Origin of the sequence: Hymenobacter sp. BT188 (genome assembly GCF_014333585.1) — a bacterium.
Classification (GTDB): domain Bacteria; phylum Bacteroidota; class Bacteroidia; order Cytophagales; family Hymenobacteraceae; genus Hymenobacter.
The window spans coordinates 621,532-644,100 of record NZ_JACSCW010000003.1 but is presented as its reverse complement, the minus strand read 5'-3'; the positions used below and the strand labels follow the sequence as shown (position 1 = coordinate 644,100).

Genomic DNA, 22,569 nt, shown 5'->3' with positions numbered 1-22,569 from the left:
TAGAGATGTGATGGTTGTCAATATGAGAGTTAGCGAAGCGATAAAGCGGGCGGCATGCTTCATCGTCGCTCCTGCTGAGGTTTTTTGTAAACTTTGATATTCCTTATACATCTCATACCCAACTACCTAGCGACCTCATAATGCCCAGACGTATCCTGCTGTTTCTACTACCGCTACTGCTATTGGCGTTTCTTGCTTATCCGCGTCTGCACCACCGCTACAGCCGATTTCAGCAAGCCCGCACCGTCAAGGCCACGGTGAATGAAATGGCTCCGAAGCTGCACGATGGCGACCTGATTTTTCAAACTTCTCTTTCTGCGCAGAGCCAAGCTATTCAGTTGGCTACTCACTCTCCGTACAGCCACTGCGGCATCCTGTTTCGGAAGGGCAAGGAGTGGCGCGTATTTGAGGCCGTGCAGCCAGTGAGCGAAACATCTCTAGCAGTGTGGATAGCACGGGGCAAGGAAGGAAAGTTTGTAGTGAAGCGCCTACGCGATGCCAAAACTATACTCACGCCCGCCGCGCTCCAACGCCTGCAAGCCGCTGGCGAGCAGTACCGTGGCAAAAGCTACGACCTCTACTTCGGCTGGTCCGATGAACGGATTTACTGCTCTGAACTACTCTGGAAAATGTATCAGCAAGCAACTGGTCGTGAAATCGGGCAGCTCCAGACACTGCGGGAATTTGATCCGAGCCATCCTGCTGTGCAGGCTAAGCTAAAGGAGCGCTACGGCAACCTTATTCCGCTGACAGAAAAGGTTATTTCGCCGGTTCGAATGTTTGAGAGTAAAGAGTTGGTGACGGTGAGGTGATTTTATTTAATTCTTTGAAAGAAAAATCGATCTCATTTTTTCTGGAAACCTCATCCAAAAAAATACTTTTATACATACCAAGCCAAAAATTAATGAAAACGTTATTATAAACCTCTTTGTATTTTTAACCTCTGCAATACTTAATATGATTAAATCATCGGGGCCATCAATTTGAAAAACTTCGGGTTCTGAAGAGTTTATTTCGCTTTTCTTAATCCACACAGTGACTAAACTTGCCTGATTTAGTTTTTGCGCGATCTTTTCATGGTTATCATCTCGATAGTCTGTTCCTATATTTTCACCAATCGAATACACTTTATTATATTCTTTCAAAGAGAAAATAAGCTCTGATTTACGACTTTTATTTCCCTTCCGATCTTCAACTGTAGTTATATAGGTCTTGGCAAAATTAAGGGTTCCTTTCAACGGTATTAATGATGATTTAGAAACGAAAATATATGGCAGGCTATATAGACCTAATAAAGTAGACATAACTCCAAGTAGCAACATTTTAATCTCATACTTTTTATTTACAGATGAGCTATTCAGCATAGAAAGTGAAAATTTATTTTTATAGTATTTAAGCGGCAAGTTATAATACCTCAAGATGCCCCAAGCCTTCACTATAAAACTTTCTTATTTATAAACCGCTAACCTAACAACTACCTACCTTCGCTCCCCATCAACTCCGGCGCGCAACCAACTGGGCCGCATCGGGGTTCTTGGAATTCCATCTGAACCTGTTGTCTTTGATTTCCGTCGCTGCTTCTCCCTGGTTTATACTGTTGTGCCTGGCCGTAGGCGCGGGCTACGCGGCGCTGCTTTACTCGGCCAAGGCGCCTTGGAGCAAGGCCCTGAACTACGCGCTGGCCGCGTTGCGCTTCATAGTCGTGAGCTTTTTGTGCTTTCTGCTGCTTTCACCCTTCGTCAAAACGACCACCACTACCACCGAAGCACCTACCATCGTGCTGGCTGTGGACAACTCCCAGTCGGTGGGGCTTTTTACGCCGCCAGCGGTGTTGCGCCAGGCTACTACCGGCTTGCAGCAATTGGCTACTACATTACAGGACAAAGGCTTTCGGGTCGAGACGCAGATTTTGCCCCCCAGCCCGGCTCGCGCTGTCCGGCCCGATTCGGTGCGGTTTCAGGCACCTGCCACCGACCTGGATGGCTTGCTGACGTACGTACGTGAGAGCTATGACGGGCGAAATCTGGCTGGCGTGGTGCTCGTGTCGGATGGGTTGGTGAACCAGGGCCGCTCACCGGTGTACTCTGAGTTTAACTTTCCGATTTATAGCGTGGCCGTGGGCGACACTGTGCCTAAGCGCGACCTGAGTGTGCCTACGCTGAACTATAACCGTGTGGCTTTCAGCGGCAACCGCTTCCCCATTGAGGCCGAAATCGGCTATGAAGGTTTCGGAGGCGGCACCGCCACGGTGCGGCTGCGCGAAAATGGCCGCGTACTGCAAACCAAACAGGTGAATTTGCCCCGCGGTCAGCGTCGGCAGAAAACCACCTTCTTGCTAACTGCTCCAGCCCCCGGCAAGCGTCGCTACGAAGTTGCTGTTCAAGCCCAATCCGGCGAATTCACGCCCCTCAACAACACCAAAAACGCATATATCGAAGTAGTAAAAGGCAAGCTGCGGGTGCTGCTGGCCGGCGCTGCGCCTCACCCAGATATAAAAGCGCTCCGGGGGGCAATTTTGCAGAACGACAACTTCGACCTGACAATTTATTTGCCCGGCATTGAGCCCCTCAAAGCCCAGGATTATGATGTGGCCATTCTGCACCAATTGCCCGCTCGCACGGGCGTGGGCAATGAGGTGCTGGCTCAGGTGCGAAATCGTCGCATTCCGGCGCTCTTTATCATTGGCGCTCAGTCCGATTTGAACGCCTATAATAACCTTGGTGCCGGCCTTACCATCGCGCCTCGCGGACAGCAGACGGATGAGGTGACGCCCGTGCTGAATACCTCGTTTTCGCGGTTTTCATTTGAGGAAGATGCCTTGCGGCGCTTCGCGGCATATCCGCCCGCGCCGGTACCGTTTGGCGAATACCGTTTGGGCGGCGGGGCCGAAGTGGCACTGTATCAGCAGGTAGGCCGGTTGAAAACGCAAAAGCCCCTTCTGGTGTTTGGCGGCACGCCTGAGCAGCGCCGCGCTACCCTGCTCACCGACGGCGGCTGGCAGTGGCGCCTACAGGAGGCCGCCGACCACGCCGACCGCCCCGACGCCTACGACCGCCTCATCACCCGCACGCTCCAACTACTTACCGCTAACGCGAATAAAAAACGACTCGACGTATATCCAACCCAAGATGCTTTCACTACGGCCGACGAAATCACCTTTGGAGCCGAAACATATAACGCTATTTTCGAGCGTATTTATGGTCAGAAAATCGAGCTGACGCTGACCGACGAGCAGCAGCGCACCCGCAATTACTCCTTCACAAATAGCGAAGATGGGGCGCCGCTGCGCCTCGGCACTCTTCCTGGCGGCGTGTACCGCTATGTAGCTCGCGCCACGCTTGGGGGGCAAAATCAGCAGGATCGGGGGGAGCTGCTGGTGCAGGAGCAGCAGCTCGAAGCCCTCAACGCCCGCGCCGACCACAACTTGCTCTACCAGCTCGCCCGGCGCAGCGGCTCGCGCCTGTATTATCCGCAGCAGTTCGACCAGCTCACCCAGGATATTCAGAATGCCAATTACAAGCCCGTGATTTACAGCCAAGAAAGTATCAAGGACCTGATAAACCTAAAGTGGCTGTTTTTCTTGTTGATGGCGTTGGTAACAACTGAATGGGCGGCCCGCAAGTATTCGGGGGGCATTTAATCAACCTGAAATTCCATTATTGGACCATAAACACGTTGTTTAACAAGTCTACACCAGGAACGGTCAGATGCGAATAAGTGTCTCTATGGCCAGCTATAACGTCTCTTCTACTTTGCTTACCCAATGAAATCTGCCTTTTTCTACGCCTTCGCGCTAACCGCTTTACTAACCAGCTGCGAGCAATCGCCGGCCGAACACGCGCAAGCAGCCGTATCGGAACACGTGCAGCAGGGCATGAGCAAAACGGGCAACTACCGCTCTGAAACCTTTTATATTCAACCCTTTACCCGCCAGGATTCGATTGCCTACGTGGTGAAAGTGAATCAGCGCAACGATGCTGCTGTTACGGCTGTGGCTAATAATGCGCAGGCTCCGACGGCTGACTTTACTCGCCGGGCTCAGGAGCGGCAGCAGTTGCTGGCGCGGCAGGCCGACACGTCGCGCATCGGCCTTTTCGTGCGCCACGTGTACCGCAGCGAAGACGGTGACGGAACCACACATCGCGACAGTGTAGACGCCGTAGTTTATCCGCCGCGCGATGTGGTGGTGCTGTTCAGTGGCCAGGTGGCGCTACAGCCGGCCAACCGCATAAAGGCCGAATAAAAGCCCCCCAGCCGTCTACTTTCTCCTTTCCGCTGGGTTCTAGCGCTAAAGCGGCTGGTTCTGCCGACCTTTGCTTTTTCGCTGCCTTTTGCGAATCTTGATTGAGGGCAGAGAAACCAACTCTGCTTTTACCTTTCCGCCTCATGCGCTACGTCCTGCTCAACAAACCCTTCGAAGTTCTCACCCAATTCACGGACGAAAACGGCCGCGCCACGCTCAAGGACTTCGTACCAATCCCCAAAATTTACCCCGTCGGTCGACTCGATTTCGACAGCGAAGGCCTCGTGCTGCTCACTGACGATAAGCCCTTGCAGCATCGCCTGTCGGAGCCACGCTTCAAGGTGCCCAAAACGTATTGGGTGCAGGTAGAAGGCGTACCCACGGAAGAGGCAATAGCTACTTTGCGGCGGGGCGTTGATATCAAAACTAGCTTTACGGCACCAGCCGAAGTGGAGCTACTGCCCGAGCCACCGGCTATCTGGGAGCGACCCAAGCCCATCCGCTTTCGGGCAAATATTCCTGCTTCCTGGCTGCAAATCACGATTTCGCAGGGCATTAACCGGCAGGTGCGCAAGATGACGGCTGCTGTGGGCTTTCCTACGCTGCGCCTGGTGCGCGTGAAGATTGGGCACCTGGAAGTCGAAAATCTGGCCCCCGGCCAGTGGCGCGAGCTAACCGCGCCCGAAGCGGCCAAGCTGAAAGCCGCTTTTTCGGCCACCAAAATGCCCGGCGAGCGGCCCCCGCTTTCGAAAGACTCGGCGCCCAAAAAGTCGGCACCGAACACGACACCGGGCGCTAAGGCGGAAGGCGCGCCCAAACGCAAGCCCTTTACGCCGGCAGGTCCCAAGTTTGGCGGATCTCCAGCATCTGGAAAAACACCAACAGGTGGTAATTCCCGGCCCAAGCGTGGCTCCAAAACCTCCCGCCCCCGATGAAGCGACGCTGGCTGACCGCGGGTGCGTTGGCCTTTGTACTGGTCAACGCGGTAGCGTTTTTTCACGCCTGGCGCTTCACCCATTTCTCCGACGAAGCCGGCACGAAGCAAGCTAGCCCGGAGCAGCTTTCGGCTTTGGAAAAGGCGGCGCTGCTGCTTACGGGCATCCAGAATCCGAAGCCTGTTAATCAGGCCACGCCAACGTTTCCCTACGAAACCGTTCTGCTAAACAGTCCTAATGGGCGACTGGAGGCCTGGTTTAGCCCTGTGCCCGACGCGCTGGGACAGGTGGCACTTTTTCATGGCTACACCGGCGACAAGTCAAAGCTCCTGACAGAGGCCGAGTTTTTTCGGAACCAAGGCTTTTCGGTTTTGCTGCTCGACTTTGCGGGCAATGGTGGCTCTGAAGGTGTGCAAACCACCGTGGGCTACCGCGAAGCCGACGACGTAGCCGCCGCTTTCGCGTTTCTGAAAGCGCAGCAGCCGTCGGTGCCTCTGTTTGTGTATGGAGTTTCGATGGGCGCGGTAGCAATCCTGCGGGCGGAAAGCGAATTGGGCGTGCGGCCGACGGCAGCTATTTTGGAATGCCCCTACGGCAGCATGCTCCAGACCGCCAAAAATCGCTTTCATGCGCTGCAAGTGCCCGCTTTCCCGCTCGCTAACCTGTTGGTATTTTGGGGCGGCGTGCAAAACGGCTTCTGGGCTTTTGATCTGGATGCCCGCACCTACGCCAGCCGTATTCAAACGCCCACTCTCCTACTCTACGGCCTCACCGACTCGCGCGTAACCCGCCAGGAAACGGACGCCATCTACGCCGCGCTCAGTGGCCCGAAGCAGCGCCGCTACTTTGCCGACGTGGGCCACGAGCCTTATCACAGCAAACACCAAGTAGCCTGGCGCAGCACCATTCAGCGGTTTTTGCAACGAAATATGCTATAAAAAAGCCCCCCAGCCGCTTTCTCTGTTCTAAAGTGATGCAACCAGCCCGTTATGCAGAACGCAGGGAAGCATCTCGCTCGCGGCAGTATGGTTACTAATACTGTCTCAGCACGCTAGATGCTTCCCTGCGTTCTGCATGACAAGTGGCACTATAAAGGCAAGGCTTAGCTTTAATTCAGAACTACTCCAGCAATCCAACTACCTGACAGGTGCCGACAACTCTATGCTTAATATATAGCCAGAGCGGCGGGAAATGGCCGATTGAGATATTCAAAAATGACAATCTGTCACGGAAATGGGCTGATTTGCCTGCTGGTACGCTGCTTGTCATTCACCGCATGCGAGCAAATCGCACTATACACTCTGACATTTCCACTTACTTAACTATACCATTCAGATGGGCAAAATAATTGGTATTGACCTCGGCACCACGAACTCTTGTGTGGCCGTTATGGAAGGCAACGAGCCGGTGGTTATTCCGAATAGCGAAGGCCGCCGTACGACGCCATCCATAGTAGCGTTTCTTGACGGGGGCAAAGGCGAGCGTAAAGTAGGTGACCCGGCTAAGCGTCAGGCCATTACTAACCCGCAGAACACGATTCAGTCGATTAAGCGCTTCATGGGCCGTGGCTTCGGCGAAGTAACCGAGGAGTCTAAGCACATTTCGTATGCGCTGGAGCGTGGCTCTAACAACACGGTAGCCGTGAAAATTGGCGACCGTCAGTACACGCCTCAGGAGATTTCGGCTATGGTGCTTCAGAAAATGAAGCAAACCGCTGAAGACTATCTGGGCCAGACAGTAACGGAAGCTGTTATTACAGTTCCAGCATACTTCAACGATGCGCAACGCCAAGCTACGAAAGAAGCTGGTGCCATTGCGGGCCTTGATGTGAAGCGTATTATTAACGAGCCAACGGCCGCGGCATTGGCTTATGGTCTCGATAAGAAGCACAAGGACCAGAAAATCGCAGTGTATGACCTCGGTGGTGGTACGTTCGATATTTCTATCCTGGAGTTAGGCGACGGTGTGTTCGAAGTATTGAGCACCAATGGTGACACTCACTTGGGTGGCGACGACTTCGACCAAGTAATCATTAATTTCTTGGCTGAGCAGTTCAAGAATGACAATGAAGGCCTGGATCTGCGCAAAGACCCAATGGCTCTGCAGCGTTTGAAAGAAGCAGCTGAGAAAGCCAAAGTGGAGCTTTCTAGCTCAACTGAAACTGAAATTAACCTGCCTTATGTAACGGCTACCGCTTCGGGTCCGAAGCACTTGGTAGTGAAATTGAGCCGCGCTAAGTTCGAGCAGCTTGCCGACAGCTTGGTAAAGCGTTCAATGGAGCCTTGCAAAAAAGCCCTGCAGGACGCTGGCCTGAGCACTTCGGATATCGATGAAGTGATCTTGGTAGGTGGCTCAACGCGTATTCCACGCATTCAGGAAGAGGTTGAAAAGTTTTTTGGTAAGAAGCCTTCGAAAGGTGTTAACCCTGACGAAGTAGTTGCCATCGGTGCTGCTATTCAAGGAGGCGTATTGACGGGTGAGGTAAAAGACGTGCTTCTGCTCGACGTGACTCCGCTTTCGCTGGGCATTGAGACCATGGGCGGCGTAATGACTAAGCTTATTGAGTCGAACACGACCATTCCGACTAAGAAATCGGAGACGTTCTCGACAGCTTCTGACAACCAGCCTTCCGTAGAGATTCACGTGCTGCAAGGCGAGCGTCCGTTGGCTTCGCAGAACCGTACCATCGGTCGTTTCCACCTCGATAGCATTCCGCCAGCACCCCGCGGCGTACCGCAGATCGAAGTTACCTTCGACATTGATGCCAACGGTATCCTGCACGTATCGGCCAAGGACAAGGGTACCGGCAAAGAGCAGAAAATCCGTATCGAAGCCAGCAGCGGCCTGACCGATGCCGACATCGAGCGGATGCGTAACGAAGCGAAGGCCAACGAAGAATCTGACAAGCAGGAGAAAGAGCGCATTGAGAAGGTAAACGCTGCCGACTCGATGATCTTCCAGACTGAAAAGCAGCTTTCGGAGTACGGCGACAAGCTGAGCGGCGGCAACAAAACGGCCATTGAGAATGCACTTGCTGACCTCAAAAAGGCGCACGAAAGCAAAGATCTCGGTGCTATCGAAACCGCAATGACCGCTATCAATGCTGCATGGCAGGCTGCCTCGCAAGAGATGTATGCTGCTACGCAAGGTGGCGACGGTCAGGGTCAGCCACAAGGCTACCCCGGTGGCGAGGGTCAACCTCAAGGCAACGGCCAGCAGGGCCAGCCCGCCGATAACGTGACCGACGTTGATTACGAAGAAGTAGGCGGCAATAAGTAAGTTGTAGCCTTGTATATAAAAGCCTCCCAGCGTATTGCTGGGGGGCTTTTTTCATATTATTTTTCTTATAAGCAGAACGGTGTAGAGACGCGTATTCGCGTCTAATCGTTGCTGAGATTGTTTAGTTTGCGCGGTTCCGCTTGTTCAACGATTAGACACGAATACGCGTCTCTACACCATTCTTTTTAAGTTATAGACATTAAGCATGAAATTTATCATCGTTGGGGCAGGAATTGGGGGATTAGCTACAGCGTTGGCATTGCGTCAGCAAAACCACGATGTGCAGGTAGTTGAGGCCGCCGCTGAGCTACGCGAAATTGGGGCGGGCGTGGTATTAGGGGCCAATGCTATGCAGGCGCTGGACCGTCTGGGTGTGCATGATGCTGTACGAGCAGCTGGTTTTCCCATCACGCGTATCAGTTTACTGGACCGCCACGGCTGCATCCTCAACGATATTGATACAACACCTTTCACCTACCGCATTGGCTACGAAAACCTCGCTATTCACCGCGCCGACTTGCAGCGTATTCTGTTGGCAAATTTGCCTCCCGGCGTGGTGCAGCTAGGCAAATCACTGGAACGGTTTGAGGAAAAAGGCAACCATGTAACTGCCTATTTCACCGATGGCAGCCACCTTGAAGGCCAAGCGTTAATTGGTGCTGATGGAATTCGCTCCCGCGTGCGGCGACAATTGCTGCCGATGAGTCAGCCACGCTATGCGGGGTATACTTGCTGGCGCGGCGTAATAGAAGCGCAAGAGTTGAACCTGCTTGCTGGCCGCTCTACCGAAACCTGGGGCGGTAGCGGGCGCTTTGGCGTGGTGCCTCTAGGCAATGGACAAGTGTATTGGTTTGCCTGCATCAATAGCGCCCAAGCCCAAAACCCACATTACCGCGCATTCCGGCTGCCCGATTTGCAGCGGCATTTTGCCGACTACCATTCCCCTATTCCCGAGTTGCTGACGCTTACAACGGACGAGCAAGTAATCTGGGGCGATATTATCGATTTGAAACCGCTCAACCGCTTTAACTATGGCCGCTTGCTATTGCTTGGGGACGCAGCCCACGCCACTACGCCCAATATGGGACAGGGCGCAGGCCAAGCCGTGGAGGATGCCGCCGTACTAGCTACTTGTATAGCCCGAGCGAAAGGCATCGAGTCGGCCTTTCAAGCCTTTGATACCCAACGCCGGCCGCGCACAACTCGCATTGTCAATCAATCGTGGCAGTTGGGCAAAGTGGCCCAAATGGAACAGCCGTGGCTGGTGAGGCTGCGCAATGCCGTGATGCGCCGCATGCCCGCATCGGTAAACAATCGGCAAATGGCTTTTTTATACGAAACTGATATTTAAGTCGCTAGCTCTTTCTTTTGGCCGGCTTCCTCTAATTCCTCTTCACGCTCCTCCTGGAAGCCCTCCTTAATCTTTTCAGCGGCCTCTTCGTGGTCCTCTTCATCCGCTTGCTCCGCGTTCTCTTTCTGGATATGCTTGTCGTGCGGTTCGTAGCTGAGCTTGATGTAGATAGGAAAATGGTCGGAGCCTACGTAATTCAGGCGTTGAATATCGTCTACTTTGAAGTCCGGCGACACGAATACGTGGTCGAGGGGCCAGCGTAAGAGAGAGTAATCGGCGTGGAAAGTAGGGAGCAGGCCGCGGCCCACGCGTGGGTCCATCAGGCCGCTGATGCGCCGAAACAGCTCAGACGTATGTGACCATGCTACGTCGTTCATATCGCCAAATACGACTGTAGGCTCATCTTTCTTCTCTATTTCTTTGCCCACCAGCAACAACTCTGCGTCGCGCTTGGTACTGGTTTTGGCTTCCTGCGGCGCTGGTGGCTTGGGGTGTAGGCCATACAGCCGAATCCAGGTTTTGCCGTCGGGAAGCTGCACGTGGGTATGCAGGGAAGGCACGTCATCATCGAGCAGGTACTTGACGTGACAGTCGCGGACGGGCAGCCGCGAGAAGAACAGCAGACCATAGGTGTTGTCGAGCGGCTCGTGGCAAGTGTAAGGATGAGTTTTCTCCAGCGGGCGCAGTTGCTCCAGCCACCATTTATCCGTTTCTACGGCCATTATAATATCCGGATCAATGCGCTCAAGCTCAGCCAGGGCTTCTTTCCCTTTCTTGTTGAATTGAAGCACATTTATCACAGCCAGGCTCAGATGGCGCCCGTCGTCGGGCTGGGTACTATCGCCCACTTGCTTGCTAGCCAGTGGAGTGTAGGGCACGATACGAATCAGTTGGTACACCACGGCCGCGGCTAGGGCCACCAACAGCCCTATGCCCCAATAGTCAGGCAATTTGTGCCATTCCAATACCAATCCTGCGGCAAGGGTAAGTAGGGCCAGGCCAACAATTTGCAGACGCGGAAAATCAAAAACCCGGATCCACCAAGCTTCCTCGCGAAGCAGAGGAAGAAGCGTGGCCACGAGCGCCGCAACCGAGAGCAGCAGCACGAGGCCATGCGCAAGCAAAATCCAAAGTGGCGCGTCGAGGTCAGGCATGGGGCGGGAAATGTTCGGAATTTAAAATTTACTTGGTAAAAGAAAAATACCCCCAGCCACTGCCGGGGGGCATTTTTAGCTATTCTTCATTAAAACCGCCCTTTCGCAGCTCATCAATGGTGCGCATCACCTTATCCTTCAGCGAGGTACGGTATTTCTCAAGCGCATCTACCAGGCGGGCATTGGTCAGGCCCAGAATCTGAGTAGCTAAAATGGCAGCATTGGTTGCCCCGTCAATCGCCACGGTGGCCACAGGCACGCCGGCCGGCATTTGCAGCATGGAAAGCACCGAATCGAGTCCGCGAATGGAAGTAGTAGAGTTGATGGGCACGCCAATAACGGGCAACGTAGTAAATGCGGCTACCATGCCGGGCAGGTGAGCAGCCCCGCCCCCACCGGCAATAAGCACGCGCAAGCCGCGCTTGCGGGCCGATTCGGCATAATCAATCAGGCGGTGCGGAGTGCGGTGAGCCGATACCAGGGTGAATTCATACGGGATATTGAACTGCCGGAGCAGCTCGGCGGCCGCCATCATTACTTTGATATCAGACTGACTGCCCATAATGATGCCCACAATGGGGTTATCACGGGTTTCTTCAACAGGACTCGGGGCTGCGGGAGTAGTGGGTGCGTTGGGGGTCATAGGAACAAAAGGAAACGATACGAGCCTCTAACGGCTGTATGCGACTTGTACGCGGCATTACTTCCGCGGTTGGTTCGTCAAACATAGCACTTTCCCGCCTTGCTCCTCTCCTGCCGCCTCGTACCTTTATTCGCCTCTACCATGCCCCGCGCTTCATGGAAATTCTGCTTGCCACGTTTACTACGCTGTTTTCGGTTGTCAACCCCTTCGGGGCTATGCCCGTTTTTCTGACCCTAACCGAGGAAGACTCCCCTCAGGAGCGTCGCCAAATTGGACTACGGGCCTGCCTTTACATGGTAGCTGTGCTGACCGTGTCGTTTTTTGCGGGCCAGTATGTGCTCAACTTTTTCGGCATCAATATTCACCATTTACGCATTGCGGGGGGCATTTTGCTGATGCGCTCGGCCTTCGATCTGCTCACGCCCGGCGGCAACCGCGACCGGGTGTCGCCGGCCGCGCTGGAAGAGAGTATGCACAAGAACGACATTTCCTTCACCCCGCTGGCCATGCCAATGCTTTCGGGGCCGGGCTCTATTGCGGTGTGTATCAGCTTATTCACGGAGCGCCTCAGCTACTTTGATATGGGTCTGATTTTCGTGGGCTTCGTGCTGGTGGCCTTGGCGGCTTATATTATTCTGATGTCGTCATTGCGGCTCACGCGCTTTCTGGGGCGGCCCGGCATGGCCGCCTTGGCGCGGATTATGGGCTTTATTACCCTGGCCATTGGGGTCAATTTTATGGCTACGGCTATCAAGGCGCTATTTCAGGAGTAGCTTAAACCAGCGGCTTTTGTTAGATTCGGAAAGCTGGACAGCTAATAAGTTTCTGGGTTGTTGCAGCTATTGCCCTGGCTACGGCTGCATTCCTGCGTTGCTAACCGTACCTTTGCCTTCACGCCGCCTTCCGGCATGGCATCCGCTCAAATCAGCAAACCCTGTGATTAAAAACGACCTCTTACTTCGGGCCGCCCGCGGCGAACAAACCGAGCGTACGCCTGTATGGCTGATGCGCCAGGCTGGCCGCATTTTGCCCGAATATCGCGCTCTGCGTGCCCGTCTCAGCGGCTTCAAGGAATTGGTTGAAACGCCCGAGCTAGCTGCCGAAGTTACTATTCAGCCAGTAGATGCGCTAGACGTAGACGCGGCCATCATTTTCTCCGACATCCTGGTAGTGCCCGATGCGATGGGCCTTACCTACGAGATGGTGGAAGCCCGCGGGCCGCTTTTTCCTGAGACTGTCCGCTCCGCCGCCGACGTCCAGAAGCTGCGCATCGCTGATCCTGAGGAGCATTTGGGTTATGTGCTAGAGGCCATTCGGGTAACCAAACGCGCCCTGAACGGCCGGGTGCCACTCATTGGTTTTGCCGGCGCTCCCTGGACTATTCTGGCCTATATGGTGGAGGGCCACGGCTCCAAAACCTTCTCTAAAGCCCGCCGCATGCTGTATGCTGAGCCGGCATTAGCGCACCAGCTACTAGAGAAAATTACGGCAACTACCATTGCTTACCTGCAAGCCCAGGTGCAAGCGGGCGCCAACCTCATTCAGGTATTTGACTCCTGGGCCGGAATTTTGCCCCCCAATCACTACCGCGAGTTCAGCACGCGCTATATTGCCCAAATCTGTGAGGCGCTGCCCGATGTGCCCGTGACGGTATTTGCCAAAGGCGCTTTTTTCGCGCTGGAAGACTTTGCCCAACTTGATTGCCAGACTATCGGCCTCGACTGGAACCAGGATCCACGCGCCGCTCGCGCCATCATCGGCGACAATTATACACTGCAAGGCAACCTCGATCCTTGTGCGCTTTATGGCTCTCGCGAGCAGGTGCAGGCCGCTACCATCGAGATGCTGCGCCAGTTTGGTCCTCAGCGCCACATCGCCAACCTCGGCCACGGCGTGTATCCTGACACCGATCCGGCTAATGTAAAGGTGTTTATTCAAACCGTGAAGGAGTTCAGCGCTTTGGCCCGCGAGGGAACGATATAGTCTTCAAATCCATAAAAAAGCCCCCCAGACTATTACCTGGGGGGCTTTTTTATGAACCTATGCCTTAGTCGCGTATTGAAACCGACCCTTCTTTCTGTACCGTAACGCTCAATAAGCCTGCTTCATGAGCTTCTTCCAGCAATCGATCTTTCTCAATAGGCACTACCCCAACCTGCTCGCAAACCAACCCGCCACCCAGGTTAGCCAGAGCAGCTAACACTGGCGCCTCCAACCCCAAAGCCACGCACAAAGCAGCAATGCTAATAACCGTGTCGCCGGCGCCTGACACGTCGGAAATGGCGCGTAAGTGAGCGGGAATGTAGTTGCGGCCAGTAGCCAGAGCATCGCTGAACACGCCGCGCTCGGAGAGAGTCACCAGAATAATAGCGGGCGTGAGCAACTCACGCAGGCGCTGGACCGCGGCCTCAAACTGCGGACGGTCGGCGTCGGTATCATCAAAATCGAGCTTCAAGCCCTCACGCAGCTCTTTCAAATTTGGCTTAAAGAGCGTGCAGTGACGATAGGCTAAGAAGTTTTTACGCTTAGGATCAACAACAGTGGGGATGTTGCGCTGCCGGGCCTGCGCGATGAAATTCTGAATTAGGTTTTCATTGAGGACACCTTTGTCGTAGTCTTCGAACACGACCACATCAGCTTGGGGCAACAGGGCTTCATAGCGTGCAATTAAATCGGCGGCTTCGGTGGCGTTCAGGTCCGTTTCTACCTCCGAATCAATGCGCAGCAAGTGCTGACCAGCCGCCAGTATGCGCTGCTTTACGGTGGTTGGCCGGTGGGCGCTACGCACAATTCCTTCCGCCGACAAGCTTTTATCTTCCAGCAAACCAAGCAGTTGGTCGCCGCCAGTATCCTGACCTACCACCGCGCACAGCAAGGGAGTCGCGCCCAGGGCCTGCACATTCAGGGCTACGTTGGCGGCTCCACCGAGGCGCTGCTCGGTGCGGCTTACGTGCACGATGGGCACAGGCGCTTCGGGCGAAATGCGGCCGGCTTTGCCCCAAACGTAGGCATCCAGCATCACGTCGCCCACAATGAGCACCGTCAGGCGGTTGAAGGCAGCGAATAATTCGGGCAGCGAGGTAGGCGGTACGGTGGGGGGCATTTTGACGACTTTCGACGAAGGAAGCCGCAAAGTTAGAAACTAGCCCGATGTAACGTAGATCATCGACGCGGCCAATCGTTGCAGACGTTGCTTCAGGGATTCAACTTCTGCTTCGCAAATCACCAAACTACACGCTAGGGGGCTTTTCACGAACAACCGCAACGGGCTACGAACTGAAGCATAACGTCCCAATATTAAGCGTTACTGCTTCACCTAGTCCAACGACTTCTCAAGCTGCTACTTGTGGCTTTAGTGCAGCTTTTCCAAACTTGCTTTAATGCGGATGAAGGCCTCACGCAGCTTCTCATCGGCAGCGGCAGTGCTGAAGCGCATGCAGTTGGGCGCTCCAAACGCCTCACCCGAGACGGCGGCTACGTGCGCGTCATTTAGCAGAAACATCGCCAAGTCGGTAGCATTTTCGATGGTCTCGCCCTGGGGGGCATTTTTACCGAAATATGCACTCACATCCGGAAAAACATAGAAAGCACCAGCCGGTGTTGGCGTCTGGAAGCCCGGAATATCCTTAGCAAGCTCCAACACTAAGTCGCGGCGGCGGTGGTAGGCGGTTACCATTTCATCAGCGGAACTGCGGCCCCCTTCCAAGGCAGCCAGCGCGGCGCGTTGGGCAATGGAGCAGGTGCCCGAAGTGATCTGGCTCTGCATTTTCTCGCAGGCAGTAGCAATTTCCTTACGTGCAGCCAAGTAGCCCACGCGCCAGCCCGTCATGGCATAGCCTTTGGAAAAGCCATTTACAGTAATTACCTGGTCTTTTATTTCATCAAACTCCGCTAGGCTCACGTGCTCGCCCTCAAAGTTGATGTACTCATAAATCTCGTCGGCAATGGCAAATACTTGCGGATGACGCGCCAGTACAGCGGCAATATCGGCTAGCTCTTCGCGCGAGAATACAGCGCCCGTAGGGTTGCAGGGCGACGAGTACATGATGAGTTTAGTGCGGGGCGTAATGGCCTCCTCTATCTGCGCAGCCGTGGCTTTGTAGTCGTTTTCCAACGAGCCCATCACACGCACCGACACACCTTCGGCTAGGCGCACCATTTCCTCGTAGCTTACCCAGTAAGGAGCCAGCACAATAACTTCCTCACCGGGGTTTACCATGCTCATCACGGCATTAGCCAAGGCTTGCTTTGCGCCTGTACTCACCACGATGTTTTCGCACTGGTACTCCAGGCGGTTTTCACGACGCAGCTTATCGGCAATGGCTTGGCGTAGCTCTACGTAGCCGGGTACGGGTGTGTACTTGGTGTAACCTTCATCAAGAGCGCGCTTGGCGGCCTCCTTGATGTACTGGGGCGTTTGAAAATCAGGTTCGCCAAAGCTCAGGTTAATCACGTTGTGCCCCTGAGCGGCTAGCTCACGCGATTTTTTGGCCATCGCAATGGTCTGCGACTCTTGCAGAGCGCTGATGCGATCAGAGAGAAATGTAGTAGCGAGCGTAGCGGAAGCTGACATAGACTGACGGGCTTTGTAGATATACGAAAGTACGGATTCGAGTTGAACCGATCTTCAAATGCTATAGAACTCTGTTCGTTAGGCCGATACAGCTATTCCTGCCCCAGCCACCGAAAGCGGCGCACTAAGATGTTGAGGTCAGTGGAGGGCGTGTAATCTTTAGCATAAAGCAGCTCCAAGCGGCGGCGAGTGGCCTCAGGCAGCGGCGCGGCGACCGTATCAGCAGAGTCGGCAGGAGAAAATACGGCCGGTGTGGTGCGGCGCGAGGCGTCGGCATGGCGCAGGCCCACCCAGGTGCGCGTACCTAAGAGAACTCGTAAGCAGTTGCGCAGATAACCTGCTTTTTCGCGGGCAAACCATACCAGCAACGGCGCTGCCAACAGCAAACTCAAGCTAGTGAGCACATCCAGCAGGCGCTTAGTGCGGGCACGTTGGGGCTGAAATAGGTTCAGGGCAATATCTAGGGCGTAATACTCGCCTGGCGCATCTTTCGAGGAGCTACCGATGATGTATTCGCTGTCTTCGGGCAAAATCTTGTAGGCCACCGGCGGGTATTGCGGTAGCCGGATCATCAGGGAAATAATGCGGGTAGCCGACAAATCTTTGCCGCAGAAGATCAGCTCATCCAAGTCGTGAATTCGGATAATTTCATCGAGTTGATGGAGTTGGCCCAGCAAATAGCGACTTGGTGGAGCTGTTGGGTCGGGCACAGGAGTAACGTGGCCTACAATGCGCGCCTGTACGCTAGCCGTTTCAAGCAAGTGGCGCACGCGACGGCTTTCCTCCGCCGAGCCCACAATGGCGATTTTTTTCTGGTGGCTCTGCATGAGACGCAGGTTGCGATGCTGCACCAAATGGCTTATCAGCCGCCGACCAATAAGCGCAATGATACTCCAAATACCGCCCAGCAGAATCAGGGCGTTGGAATAGCGGTATGACTCCAGAAAGTTGGAGCCAGCCGAGATAAGCACAGTACCGATGACAATGCCCCGAATGATACGCCAAGCACTGAAGGGCTTATCATAGCTACCGCTGAGGTAAGCGCATCCCAGCCAAACGAGCACGTAAGCCGGTACTACCACCTGCATCAGCGGAGATGGATAATCGGCTGGCCCCTGCTTCTGATACTCCTCCCAGTAGTTTTTCAGGACATACATGCCCCCATACAGTAGGCCAGCGTCCAACACGATAGGTGCTATGCTCGTGAGCACGCGGCGCCCGACTGCCATGCCCGCGCGCAACCAGATGGCCAAATGAATGAGCAGGGAGAAAACCCCGGCCTGATTAGGGGCGAAATGCTTGCGAGCAAACACAATCATGGCCCGGTAGAATACGAACACGTAGTTGACACTTGTACGCTTCGTGCTTTCCCCTTTGTAATGAATGATGCGCGTGCCGGGGAAGTAATAGTTTTTCCAGCCGCCCCGGGTAAGCCGGTATGAGAGGTCAATGTCCTCGCCGTACATGAAGTAGTCCTCATCGAGTAGGCCAACGGCATCAAGGGCACTTTTGCGCAACAGCATAAAGGCGCCACTCAGCACATCTACTTCGTGGGTTTGGTCTTTGTCGAGGTAGCCGAGGTGGTAGCGGCCGAAGGTGCGCGAACCGGGAAATAGCGCCGCCAGCCCAAAAACTTTGTAAAAAGCTACCCGCGGCGTAGGCAAGCCACGCTTGCTCTCAGGCAAAAACTTCCCTTGCCCATCCAGCATTTTCACGCCTAGTCCGCCGCCGTCGGGGTGTTCGTCCAGAAATTCGCAGCAGGCGCGGAAGGTATCTTCTTCTACTACAGTATCGGGGTTGAGGAGCAGAATATATTCGCCTTGGGCTTGCCGTATTGCTTGGTTATTAGCTTTGGCAAAGCCGGGGTTATGCTTGTTTTCCAGCAAGATGACCTCCGGAAATCGGGCCCGCACCATTGCTACGGAGCCATCGACGGAGTTATTATCGACCACAAAAACTTCAGCGGGAGCGTCCAATCTCTGTAAGGCTCGCCGCACCGACAACAGCGTCTGGCTTAGGAAATAGCTGACGTTGTAGTTGACAATGATAACGGAGAGCTTCACGGCGAGCGGCAGCGGGAGTAAGAGGGGCCGGGGAAAGTTACGGACTAAACACCATCCCCAGATTCATATTTCACTTATCGCGGAGGTTGCTCAGCGGAATTAGGCAAGAATAGCAGAAATAAAAAAGGCCTGTCGCGTGCGACAAGCCTTTTCAAATGAATCTGACGGCCGAAAAAGCCCCCGGTGCGTCTACCGAGCCTGGCGTTGCCGCTCAACAATGCTGCGGCCCAGGGTTATTTCATCAGCGTACTCCAATTCGCCCCCCACCGGGATGCCACGGGCAATTGTGCTGATGTGTACATCGGGGAACTCACGCAGCTTACGGGTGAGGTAGAAAGCGGTAGTATCGCCTTCCATTGTGGGGCTGATCGCGAGGATAACTTCTTTAATTTCCGACTCAGGAATGCGCTTCAATAACGAGTCAATCTGTAAGTCGGAAGGGCCAATACCTTCAATAGGGGAAATAACGCCCCCCAGCACGTGGTACACGCCCTGGTATTGGCTGGTATTCTCAATGGCAATTACATCCCGAATGTCGGACACGACGCACACCATGGCGTGGTCGCGCAGCTTGTTGGCGCAAATGCTGCACTCCTGCGTATCGGCAATATTGTGGCAGGTGTGGCAATACGTTATTTCAAAACGCATTTTGGCCAGCGCCTCGGCCAGCGAAGCCGTGCTGTCGCTCTCCGCCTTCAGCAGGTGCAGAGCCAAGCGCAGAGCCGTTTTGCGGCCAATACCGGGCAGCTTAGAAAGCTCCGCTACGGCGTTTTCTATCAGTTTGGAAGGAAACTCCATCTATATTGAATGAGTGAACGGGCGAATGAGTAAGCGGGTAAATGTTTATTGCACTAATAATCACCAACTCACCCTTGCAGCCATTTATAGAATATCGGCCGAGATACCACGGTCGTGAATGGCGGTGCACATACCAGCCAGCTCATCGTAGGCGCCGTGCTTTACGGTGCACTGCCCTTTGTAATGAATCAGCAGGGTGCACTGTTCGGCCTGTTCGGGCTCATGCCCGCACACGTCGATGAGGGTTTTGATCACGTGGTCGAAGGTATTCACGTCATCGTTGTACACGATCAGGTCGCGAACGTCAATGGTTTCTTCGAGCAGTAAAACGTCCTCGTTATAGTCAATCTGCGGCTTGGTGTTCATAGCGCAAAAGTACGGATTATCAAGGAAAAAGGCGCAGATTTGGGCCCGCACCGGTCTAGTATAACCACCACGCGGACAGATTCGTTTCGGGGTTTAGACAATCATTTATAGTGTAGCGCACAGCCTCAGACACGGCGGTCCGCTTGCCCCTCCTCCCTCCTATGCCCGTTCCCTCCACCGATTTTAAAAAAGCGCTAAAGCAACTCCCCGATAAGGAAAAAGAAGCCTTATTGCTGCGCGCGGTGCGCCGCGACGCGGAACTCTATGAGACTTTTGCCTACGAGCTGCTGCCCGACGTGACTGTGGAGCAGGTGTATGAGCAAACCACCGACCGCATTCACGAGCTATTCAATGTGGCCGTTACGGGGCGGCTGCTCAACCGCAGCCTCAATAAAGCGCTAAGCAAAGCCACCAAAGAAACCGCACGCGCCCGCCGCATTACCAAAGACAAGCGCCTCGAAATTGACCTGATACTTTATACGCTGCGCCTGATTTTTGACAACTACACCGGCCAGTTCGATAGTCCTTACAACGGTTTTTACGTCAGCACCGCCCGTATGGCAACCCGGGCCGTACAGCTGGTGCTCACCAACCTGCATGAGGACTTGTGGCTGGAATACAAATCAGAACTAGATGATTTCCTCACCCAACTCCACAACCGCAGCAAAAGCCGAAACCTACGCTTCGAGCTGCCGCGAGAGCTGGTAATACCAGACTAAAAAAGCCCCCCAGACTTGGTCTGGGGGGCTTTTTTAGCTTATTAAATGGGGCTACTTAGTTAGCAGCAACACCATTGCCTTTCTTGGCAATTACGTTGAAGCTCAGTGTGAACTCGTCGTAGATGGCCTTGTCGCCAATGCCTTCGAAGAACGACTTCGAGCCGTATTTGATGTCGTACTTGGTGCGGTCGATGGTAGCAACACCTGTAGCAGCAGCCATACCGTTCTTCACGCCAATTTTAGCAGGGAAGGTGATTGGCTTGGTAATGCCTTTGATGGTCAGGTCGCCGGTGATGGTGGCATTGTTGGCATCAGCAGCAGCGCCTTTGATCGGCGTGATGTTCGTGATTTTGAAGATAGCCGTTGGGTTTTTCTCAACACCAAAGAAGTCATCAGCCTTTAAGTGACCTACCAACTTGCCATTGCTGTCAGCATCCTTCAAGTCGGTTACTTTCAGCGAATTCATGTCTACTGTGAAAGTACCACCTACAAGTTGGTTGCCGCGCACTAACACATTACCTTCTTTGAACTGAACAGTACCGCTGTGCTCACCGGTCACTTTTTTACCTACCCAACCCAAGGTGCTTAGCTGAGGCTGAACTGCATAAGCGTTGCCAGCAGCTTTGGCAGTGCCGGGAGTAGTTTTCTTAACAGCTGGCTGTTGAGCCATTGCAGGAGCAGTAAACAGGGCAGCAACGAACAGGGCTGACAAAGCAATTTTTTTCATGATGGGGAAAGAGAAAAATGGAGAATTAAGCTTGGGTTAACTGAAAGCCGTCAGTCACGGATTTTATCGAGCAAGTCGCTCAGCTGAGCGGCTTCTTCGGGAGTAAGATTATGTAAGCCGGTATTCTGGTGGCTCACCACGCTTTCCATATTATGCAGTAGCTCTAGACCAGCGTCGGTTATATGAATGTCGACGGCGCGGCGGTTGCTGGGGCACACAGTGCGGGTAGCGTAGTTTTTGGCAACCAACTTATCGACAATTCGGGAGGCGTTACTGGTCTTGTCGAGCATGCGCTCAATGAGCAGATTCACGGTGGCGGGCTTGGGATGCTGACCACGCAGAATGCGTAAAATATTATACTGAGGTAGCGTAACATCAAACTCGCGGAAAGCCGCTGCCTGACGCAACTGTATCCAGCCCGTAGTGTATATCAGGTTGATATGGGCCTTTTGGTACTCGTCTTTAAATGTTGGCTGCTTGATTTCGTCTTCGATTTTCATGAGCGGCGGCGTACTCTTGCCGAATGATGCTACAAATATATGTACATACATTTAATGTTGCAACATAGTTCGCAAGAATATTTTTTATTAATTATTACGGATATTATTTATTCTCACATCAACTGAGTGTCCAGTAAGCTAGGACGAAAGCCTATTATTAAGCGGTAAGGCATAGGCAAAGTCTCCGCAACCATTTTGTAGTTGCACTGTCACAAGCTTAATGGGTCTACTTGTGCTTTTGTTTATTTGAGGCTGACTGGATAATTTAACAGGCTATTCAGCAATAGATTACTTGTCCTAAGTAACAAGTTTTGATCCACCGGGGCTGAAGCACAGATGCCGCGCCGCAATGCCACAGACGAAACGCCGATTAGTCCCACAGCATTCTTTCGTTGTCCGTCATGTCAACTGATACTGCTGTAGCCTGCCTGAACTGCCGTCAGCAACTATCCGCTGGCTCATTTTGCCCAAACTGCGGACAGCGCCGTCCGCACCGCCTTACGGTAGGCCACGTGGCACACGAAGTATTTCACGTTTTCACCCACGCCGACAATACTATTATAGGGTATATCCCCCAAGTGTTGTTCCATCCGGGCCGGGTGGTAGACGATTATCTGGCCGGCCGACGTAAGCGCTATTTCAACCCGTTTCAATTTTTGTTGCTGGTCCTGGGTCTGACTACCGTAGTGGCAGTAGCCTTGCATTATTACGAAGCCACTGGCCTCGAAATACAGCAGCGGCTGGCCGGCCGTGTGCCGCCCGCCGAACTGGCGCGCATGGTGCAGTACTTTCACTACCTGGGCAAATACTACAACCTGTGGTGGTTGCTGCTGGCACTGCCCATGTACTCGTTTTTTACGTGGCTGGTGTACCGCAGCCGCGGCGTCAATTATGCTGAATCGTTCTTTGTCCACGTAATCATCGGCTCCGCGGCCAACCTCTATTCCGTCGTGATCTTATTGGTGATATGGCTAGCGGATGTGAAAGCTTCCGCTAGCACTTATCTTAATAGCAGCTTGCAGGTCGTCGTCGGAATACTTTACATGATTTTTATCGGCAAGCACGCCTTTGAGCTTAGCTGGCCAGGGGCAATTTGGCGGGCCTTCTTATCGGTTTTGCTCAGCATGGCCGGCAGTTATGCTGTTAATACAATAGCGTTCCGCTGGTATGTATTTGGCTAGTAGGCAACTTGTTAAATAATTATATAAAGGCAAAAAT

At 53.7% G+C, this 22,569-nt stretch carries 21 protein-coding genes; 11 read left to right on the top strand and 10 right to left on the bottom strand.

Annotated features, from left to right (window positions below):
• Window positions 1-140: 140 nt before the first annotated feature.
• Window positions 141-812: a YiiX family permuted papain-like enzyme gene (locus H8B13_RS10875; RefSeq protein WP_187310809.1), complete on the top strand. Its 672-nt coding sequence runs from the start codon at window positions 141-143 to the stop codon at window positions 810-812.
• A 6-nt stretch (window positions 813-818) separates the two neighbouring features.
• Here the strand turns inward: H8B13_RS10875 and H8B13_RS10870 are convergent, their stop codons facing one another.
• On the bottom strand, window positions 819-1,364 hold the full coding sequence (locus H8B13_RS10870; RefSeq protein WP_187310808.1) for a hypothetical protein: 546 nt from the start codon (window positions 1,362-1,364) through the stop codon (window positions 819-821).
• 197 nt (window positions 1,365-1,561) lie between these two features.
• Between H8B13_RS10870 and H8B13_RS10865 the strand changes: the two genes are divergently transcribed.
• From H8B13_RS10865 to H8B13_RS10840, 6 genes are all read left to right on the top strand, one after another.
• Window positions 1,562-3,640 carry a VWA domain-containing protein gene (locus tag H8B13_RS10865; protein ID WP_261990313.1) on the top strand — a complete coding sequence of 693 codons (2,079 nt, stop codon included), beginning with the start codon at window positions 1,562-1,564 and terminating at the stop codon, window positions 3,638-3,640.
• 123 nt (window positions 3,641-3,763) lie between these two features.
• Window positions 3,764-4,243, top strand: coding sequence for a hypothetical protein (locus tag H8B13_RS10860; protein ID WP_187310807.1), 480 nt, complete (start codon window positions 3,764-3,766; stop codon window positions 4,241-4,243).
• Window positions 4,244-4,386: 143 nt separating this feature from the next.
• Complete coding sequence (locus tag H8B13_RS10855; RefSeq protein ID WP_187310806.1) at window positions 4,387-5,178, top strand: pseudouridine synthase; 792 nt, start codon at window positions 4,387-4,389, stop codon at window positions 5,176-5,178.
• The gene (locus H8B13_RS10850) at window positions 5,175-6,116 is read left to right on the top strand and encodes an alpha/beta hydrolase (RefSeq protein ID WP_187310805.1); all 942 of its coding nucleotides are present in this window, start codon (window positions 5,175-5,177) and stop codon (window positions 6,114-6,116) included. Before H8B13_RS10855 ends, H8B13_RS10850 begins: the two co-directional genes overlap by 4 nt.
• Window positions 6,117-6,513: 397 nt before the next feature.
• Window positions 6,514-8,457, top strand: a complete 1,944-nt coding sequence (gene dnaK / locus H8B13_RS10845; protein ID WP_187310804.1) for a molecular chaperone DnaK — start codon at window positions 6,514-6,516, stop codon at window positions 8,455-8,457.
• A 205-nt stretch (window positions 8,458-8,662) separates the two neighbouring features.
• Window positions 8,663-9,808: an FAD-dependent monooxygenase gene (locus H8B13_RS10840; RefSeq protein ID WP_187310803.1), complete on the top strand. Its 1,146-nt coding sequence runs from the start codon at window positions 8,663-8,665 to the stop codon at window positions 9,806-9,808.
• On the opposite strand, the gene H8B13_RS10835 is transcribed toward H8B13_RS10840, so the two are convergent.
• Both H8B13_RS10835 and purE read right to left on the bottom strand, forming a co-directional pair.
• Window positions 9,805-10,962: an endonuclease/exonuclease/phosphatase family protein gene (locus H8B13_RS10835; protein ID WP_187310802.1), complete on the bottom strand. Its 1,158-nt coding sequence runs from the start codon at window positions 10,960-10,962 to the stop codon at window positions 9,805-9,807. The two genes, H8B13_RS10840 and H8B13_RS10835, sit on opposite strands and share 4 nt — an antisense overlap.
• Before the next feature lie 79 nt (window positions 10,963-11,041).
• Window positions 11,042-11,524, bottom strand: coding sequence for a 5-(carboxyamino)imidazole ribonucleotide mutase (gene purE, locus H8B13_RS10830; RefSeq protein WP_261990334.1), 483 nt, complete (start codon window positions 11,522-11,524; stop codon window positions 11,042-11,044).
• Between the two features lie 236 nt (window positions 11,525-11,760).
• Between purE and H8B13_RS10825 the strand changes: the two genes are divergently transcribed.
• Together H8B13_RS10825 and hemE are read left to right on the top strand one after the other, a co-directional pair.
• Entirely contained in the window at window positions 11,761-12,378 is a 618-nt protein-coding gene (locus H8B13_RS10825) for a MarC family protein (RefSeq protein ID WP_187310800.1), read from the top strand.
• Between the two features lie 163 nt (window positions 12,379-12,541).
• Window positions 12,542-13,588 carry a uroporphyrinogen decarboxylase gene (hemE, locus tag H8B13_RS10820; RefSeq protein ID WP_187310799.1) on the top strand — a complete coding sequence of 349 codons (1,047 nt, stop codon included), beginning with the start codon at window positions 12,542-12,544 and terminating at the stop codon, window positions 13,586-13,588.
• Between the two features lie 64 nt (window positions 13,589-13,652).
• On the opposite strand, the gene H8B13_RS10815 is transcribed toward hemE, so the two are convergent.
• The 5 genes from H8B13_RS10815 to H8B13_RS10795 form a co-directional block, all read right to left on the bottom strand.
• Window positions 13,653-14,708: a bifunctional heptose 7-phosphate kinase/heptose 1-phosphate adenyltransferase gene (locus H8B13_RS10815; protein WP_187310985.1), complete on the bottom strand. Its 1,056-nt coding sequence runs from the start codon at window positions 14,706-14,708 to the stop codon at window positions 13,653-13,655.
• Window positions 14,709-14,957: 249 nt separating this feature from the next.
• Window positions 14,958-16,178: a pyridoxal phosphate-dependent aminotransferase gene (locus H8B13_RS10810; RefSeq protein WP_187310798.1), complete on the bottom strand. Its 1,221-nt coding sequence runs from the start codon at window positions 16,176-16,178 to the stop codon at window positions 14,958-14,960.
• A gap of 92 nt (window positions 16,179-16,270) precedes the next feature.
• The gene (locus tag H8B13_RS10805; RefSeq protein ID WP_187310797.1) at window positions 16,271-18,241 is read right to left on the bottom strand and encodes a glycosyltransferase; all 1,971 of its coding nucleotides are present in this window, start codon (window positions 18,239-18,241) and stop codon (window positions 16,271-16,273) included.
• A 189-nt stretch (window positions 18,242-18,430) separates the two neighbouring features.
• Window positions 18,431-19,039, bottom strand: a complete 609-nt coding sequence (gene recR / locus H8B13_RS10800; RefSeq protein WP_187310796.1) for a recombination mediator RecR — start codon at window positions 19,037-19,039, stop codon at window positions 18,431-18,433.
• A gap of 84 nt (window positions 19,040-19,123) precedes the next feature.
• A complete protein-coding gene (locus H8B13_RS10795) occupies window positions 19,124-19,405 on the bottom strand; it encodes an ATP-dependent Clp protease adaptor ClpS (RefSeq protein ID WP_084444557.1) in 282 nt (93 codons plus the stop codon).
• A 161-nt stretch (window positions 19,406-19,566) separates the two neighbouring features.
• Here H8B13_RS10795 and H8B13_RS10790 point away from each other — a divergent pair, with 161 nt between their 5' ends.
• Window positions 19,567-20,124, top strand: a complete 558-nt coding sequence (locus H8B13_RS10790) for a hypothetical protein (protein ID WP_187310795.1) — start codon at window positions 19,567-19,569, stop codon at window positions 20,122-20,124.
• Between the two features lie 55 nt (window positions 20,125-20,179).
• Here H8B13_RS10790 and H8B13_RS10785 read toward each other — a convergent pair whose 3' ends face one another.
• On the bottom strand, window positions 20,180-20,851 hold the full coding sequence (locus tag H8B13_RS10785; RefSeq protein WP_187310794.1) for a YceI family protein: 672 nt from the start codon (window positions 20,849-20,851) through the stop codon (window positions 20,180-20,182).
• A 50-nt stretch (window positions 20,852-20,901) separates the two neighbouring features.
• The gene (locus tag H8B13_RS10780) at window positions 20,902-21,351 is read right to left on the bottom strand and encodes a MarR family winged helix-turn-helix transcriptional regulator (protein ID WP_187310793.1); all 450 of its coding nucleotides are present in this window, start codon (window positions 21,349-21,351) and stop codon (window positions 20,902-20,904) included.
• 401 nt (window positions 21,352-21,752) lie between these two features.
• On the opposite strand from H8B13_RS10780, the gene H8B13_RS10775 reads away from it, so the two are divergent.
• The gene (locus H8B13_RS10775; RefSeq protein WP_187310792.1) at window positions 21,753-22,532 is read left to right on the top strand and encodes a DUF3667 domain-containing protein; all 780 of its coding nucleotides are present in this window, start codon (window positions 21,753-21,755) and stop codon (window positions 22,530-22,532) included.
• Window positions 22,533-22,569 lie beyond the last annotated feature (37 nt).

What these genes read in the sequence shown, in the direction of transcription:
- H8B13_RS10875 (WP_187310809.1), top strand. Translation starts at nt 141, where the DNA reads ATGCCCAGACGTATCCTGCTGTTTCTACTACCGCTACTGCTATTGGCG.
- H8B13_RS10870 (WP_187310808.1), bottom strand. Translation starts at nt 1,364, where the DNA reads ATGCTGAATAGCTCATCTGTAAATAAAAAGTATGAGATTAAAATGTTG.
- H8B13_RS10860 (WP_187310807.1), top strand. Translation starts at nt 3,764, where the DNA reads ATGAAATCTGCCTTTTTCTACGCCTTCGCGCTAACCGCTTTACTAACC.
- H8B13_RS10855 (WP_187310806.1), top strand. Translation starts at nt 4,387, where the DNA reads ATGCGCTACGTCCTGCTCAACAAACCCTTCGAAGTTCTCACCCAATTC.
- H8B13_RS10850 (WP_187310805.1), top strand. Translation starts at nt 5,175, where the DNA reads ATGAAGCGACGCTGGCTGACCGCGGGTGCGTTGGCCTTTGTACTGGTC.
- dnaK (WP_187310804.1), top strand. Translation starts at nt 6,514, where the DNA reads ATGGGCAAAATAATTGGTATTGACCTCGGCACCACGAACTCTTGTGTG.
- H8B13_RS10840 (WP_187310803.1), top strand. Translation starts at nt 8,663, where the DNA reads ATGAAATTTATCATCGTTGGGGCAGGAATTGGGGGATTAGCTACAGCG.
- H8B13_RS10835 (WP_187310802.1), bottom strand. Translation starts at nt 10,962, where the DNA reads ATGCCTGACCTCGACGCGCCACTTTGGATTTTGCTTGCGCATGGCCTC.
- purE (WP_261990334.1), bottom strand. Translation starts at nt 11,524, where the DNA reads ATGGGCAGTCAGTCTGATATCAAAGTAATGATGGCGGCCGCCGAGCTG.
- H8B13_RS10825 (WP_187310800.1), top strand. Translation starts at nt 11,761, where the DNA reads ATGGAAATTCTGCTTGCCACGTTTACTACGCTGTTTTCGGTTGTCAAC.
- H8B13_RS10815 (WP_187310985.1), bottom strand. Translation starts at nt 14,708, where the DNA reads ATGCCCCCCACCGTACCGCCTACCTCGCTGCCCGAATTATTCGCTGCC.
- H8B13_RS10810 (WP_187310798.1), bottom strand. Translation starts at nt 16,178, where the DNA reads ATGTCAGCTTCCGCTACGCTCGCTACTACATTTCTCTCTGATCGCATC.
- recR (WP_187310796.1), bottom strand. Translation starts at nt 19,039, where the DNA reads ATGGAGTTTCCTTCCAAACTGATAGAAAACGCCGTAGCGGAGCTTTCT.
- H8B13_RS10795 (WP_084444557.1), bottom strand. Translation starts at nt 19,405, where the DNA reads ATGAACACCAAGCCGCAGATTGACTATAACGAGGACGTTTTACTGCTC.
- H8B13_RS10790 (WP_187310795.1), top strand. Translation starts at nt 19,567, where the DNA reads ATGCCCGTTCCCTCCACCGATTTTAAAAAAGCGCTAAAGCAACTCCCC.
- H8B13_RS10785 (WP_187310794.1), bottom strand. Translation starts at nt 20,851, where the DNA reads ATGAAAAAAATTGCTTTGTCAGCCCTGTTCGTTGCTGCCCTGTTTACT.
- H8B13_RS10780 (WP_187310793.1), bottom strand. Translation starts at nt 21,351, where the DNA reads ATGAAAATCGAAGACGAAATCAAGCAGCCAACATTTAAAGACGAGTAC.
- H8B13_RS10775 (WP_187310792.1), top strand. Translation starts at nt 21,753, where the DNA reads ATGTCAACTGATACTGCTGTAGCCTGCCTGAACTGCCGTCAGCAACTA.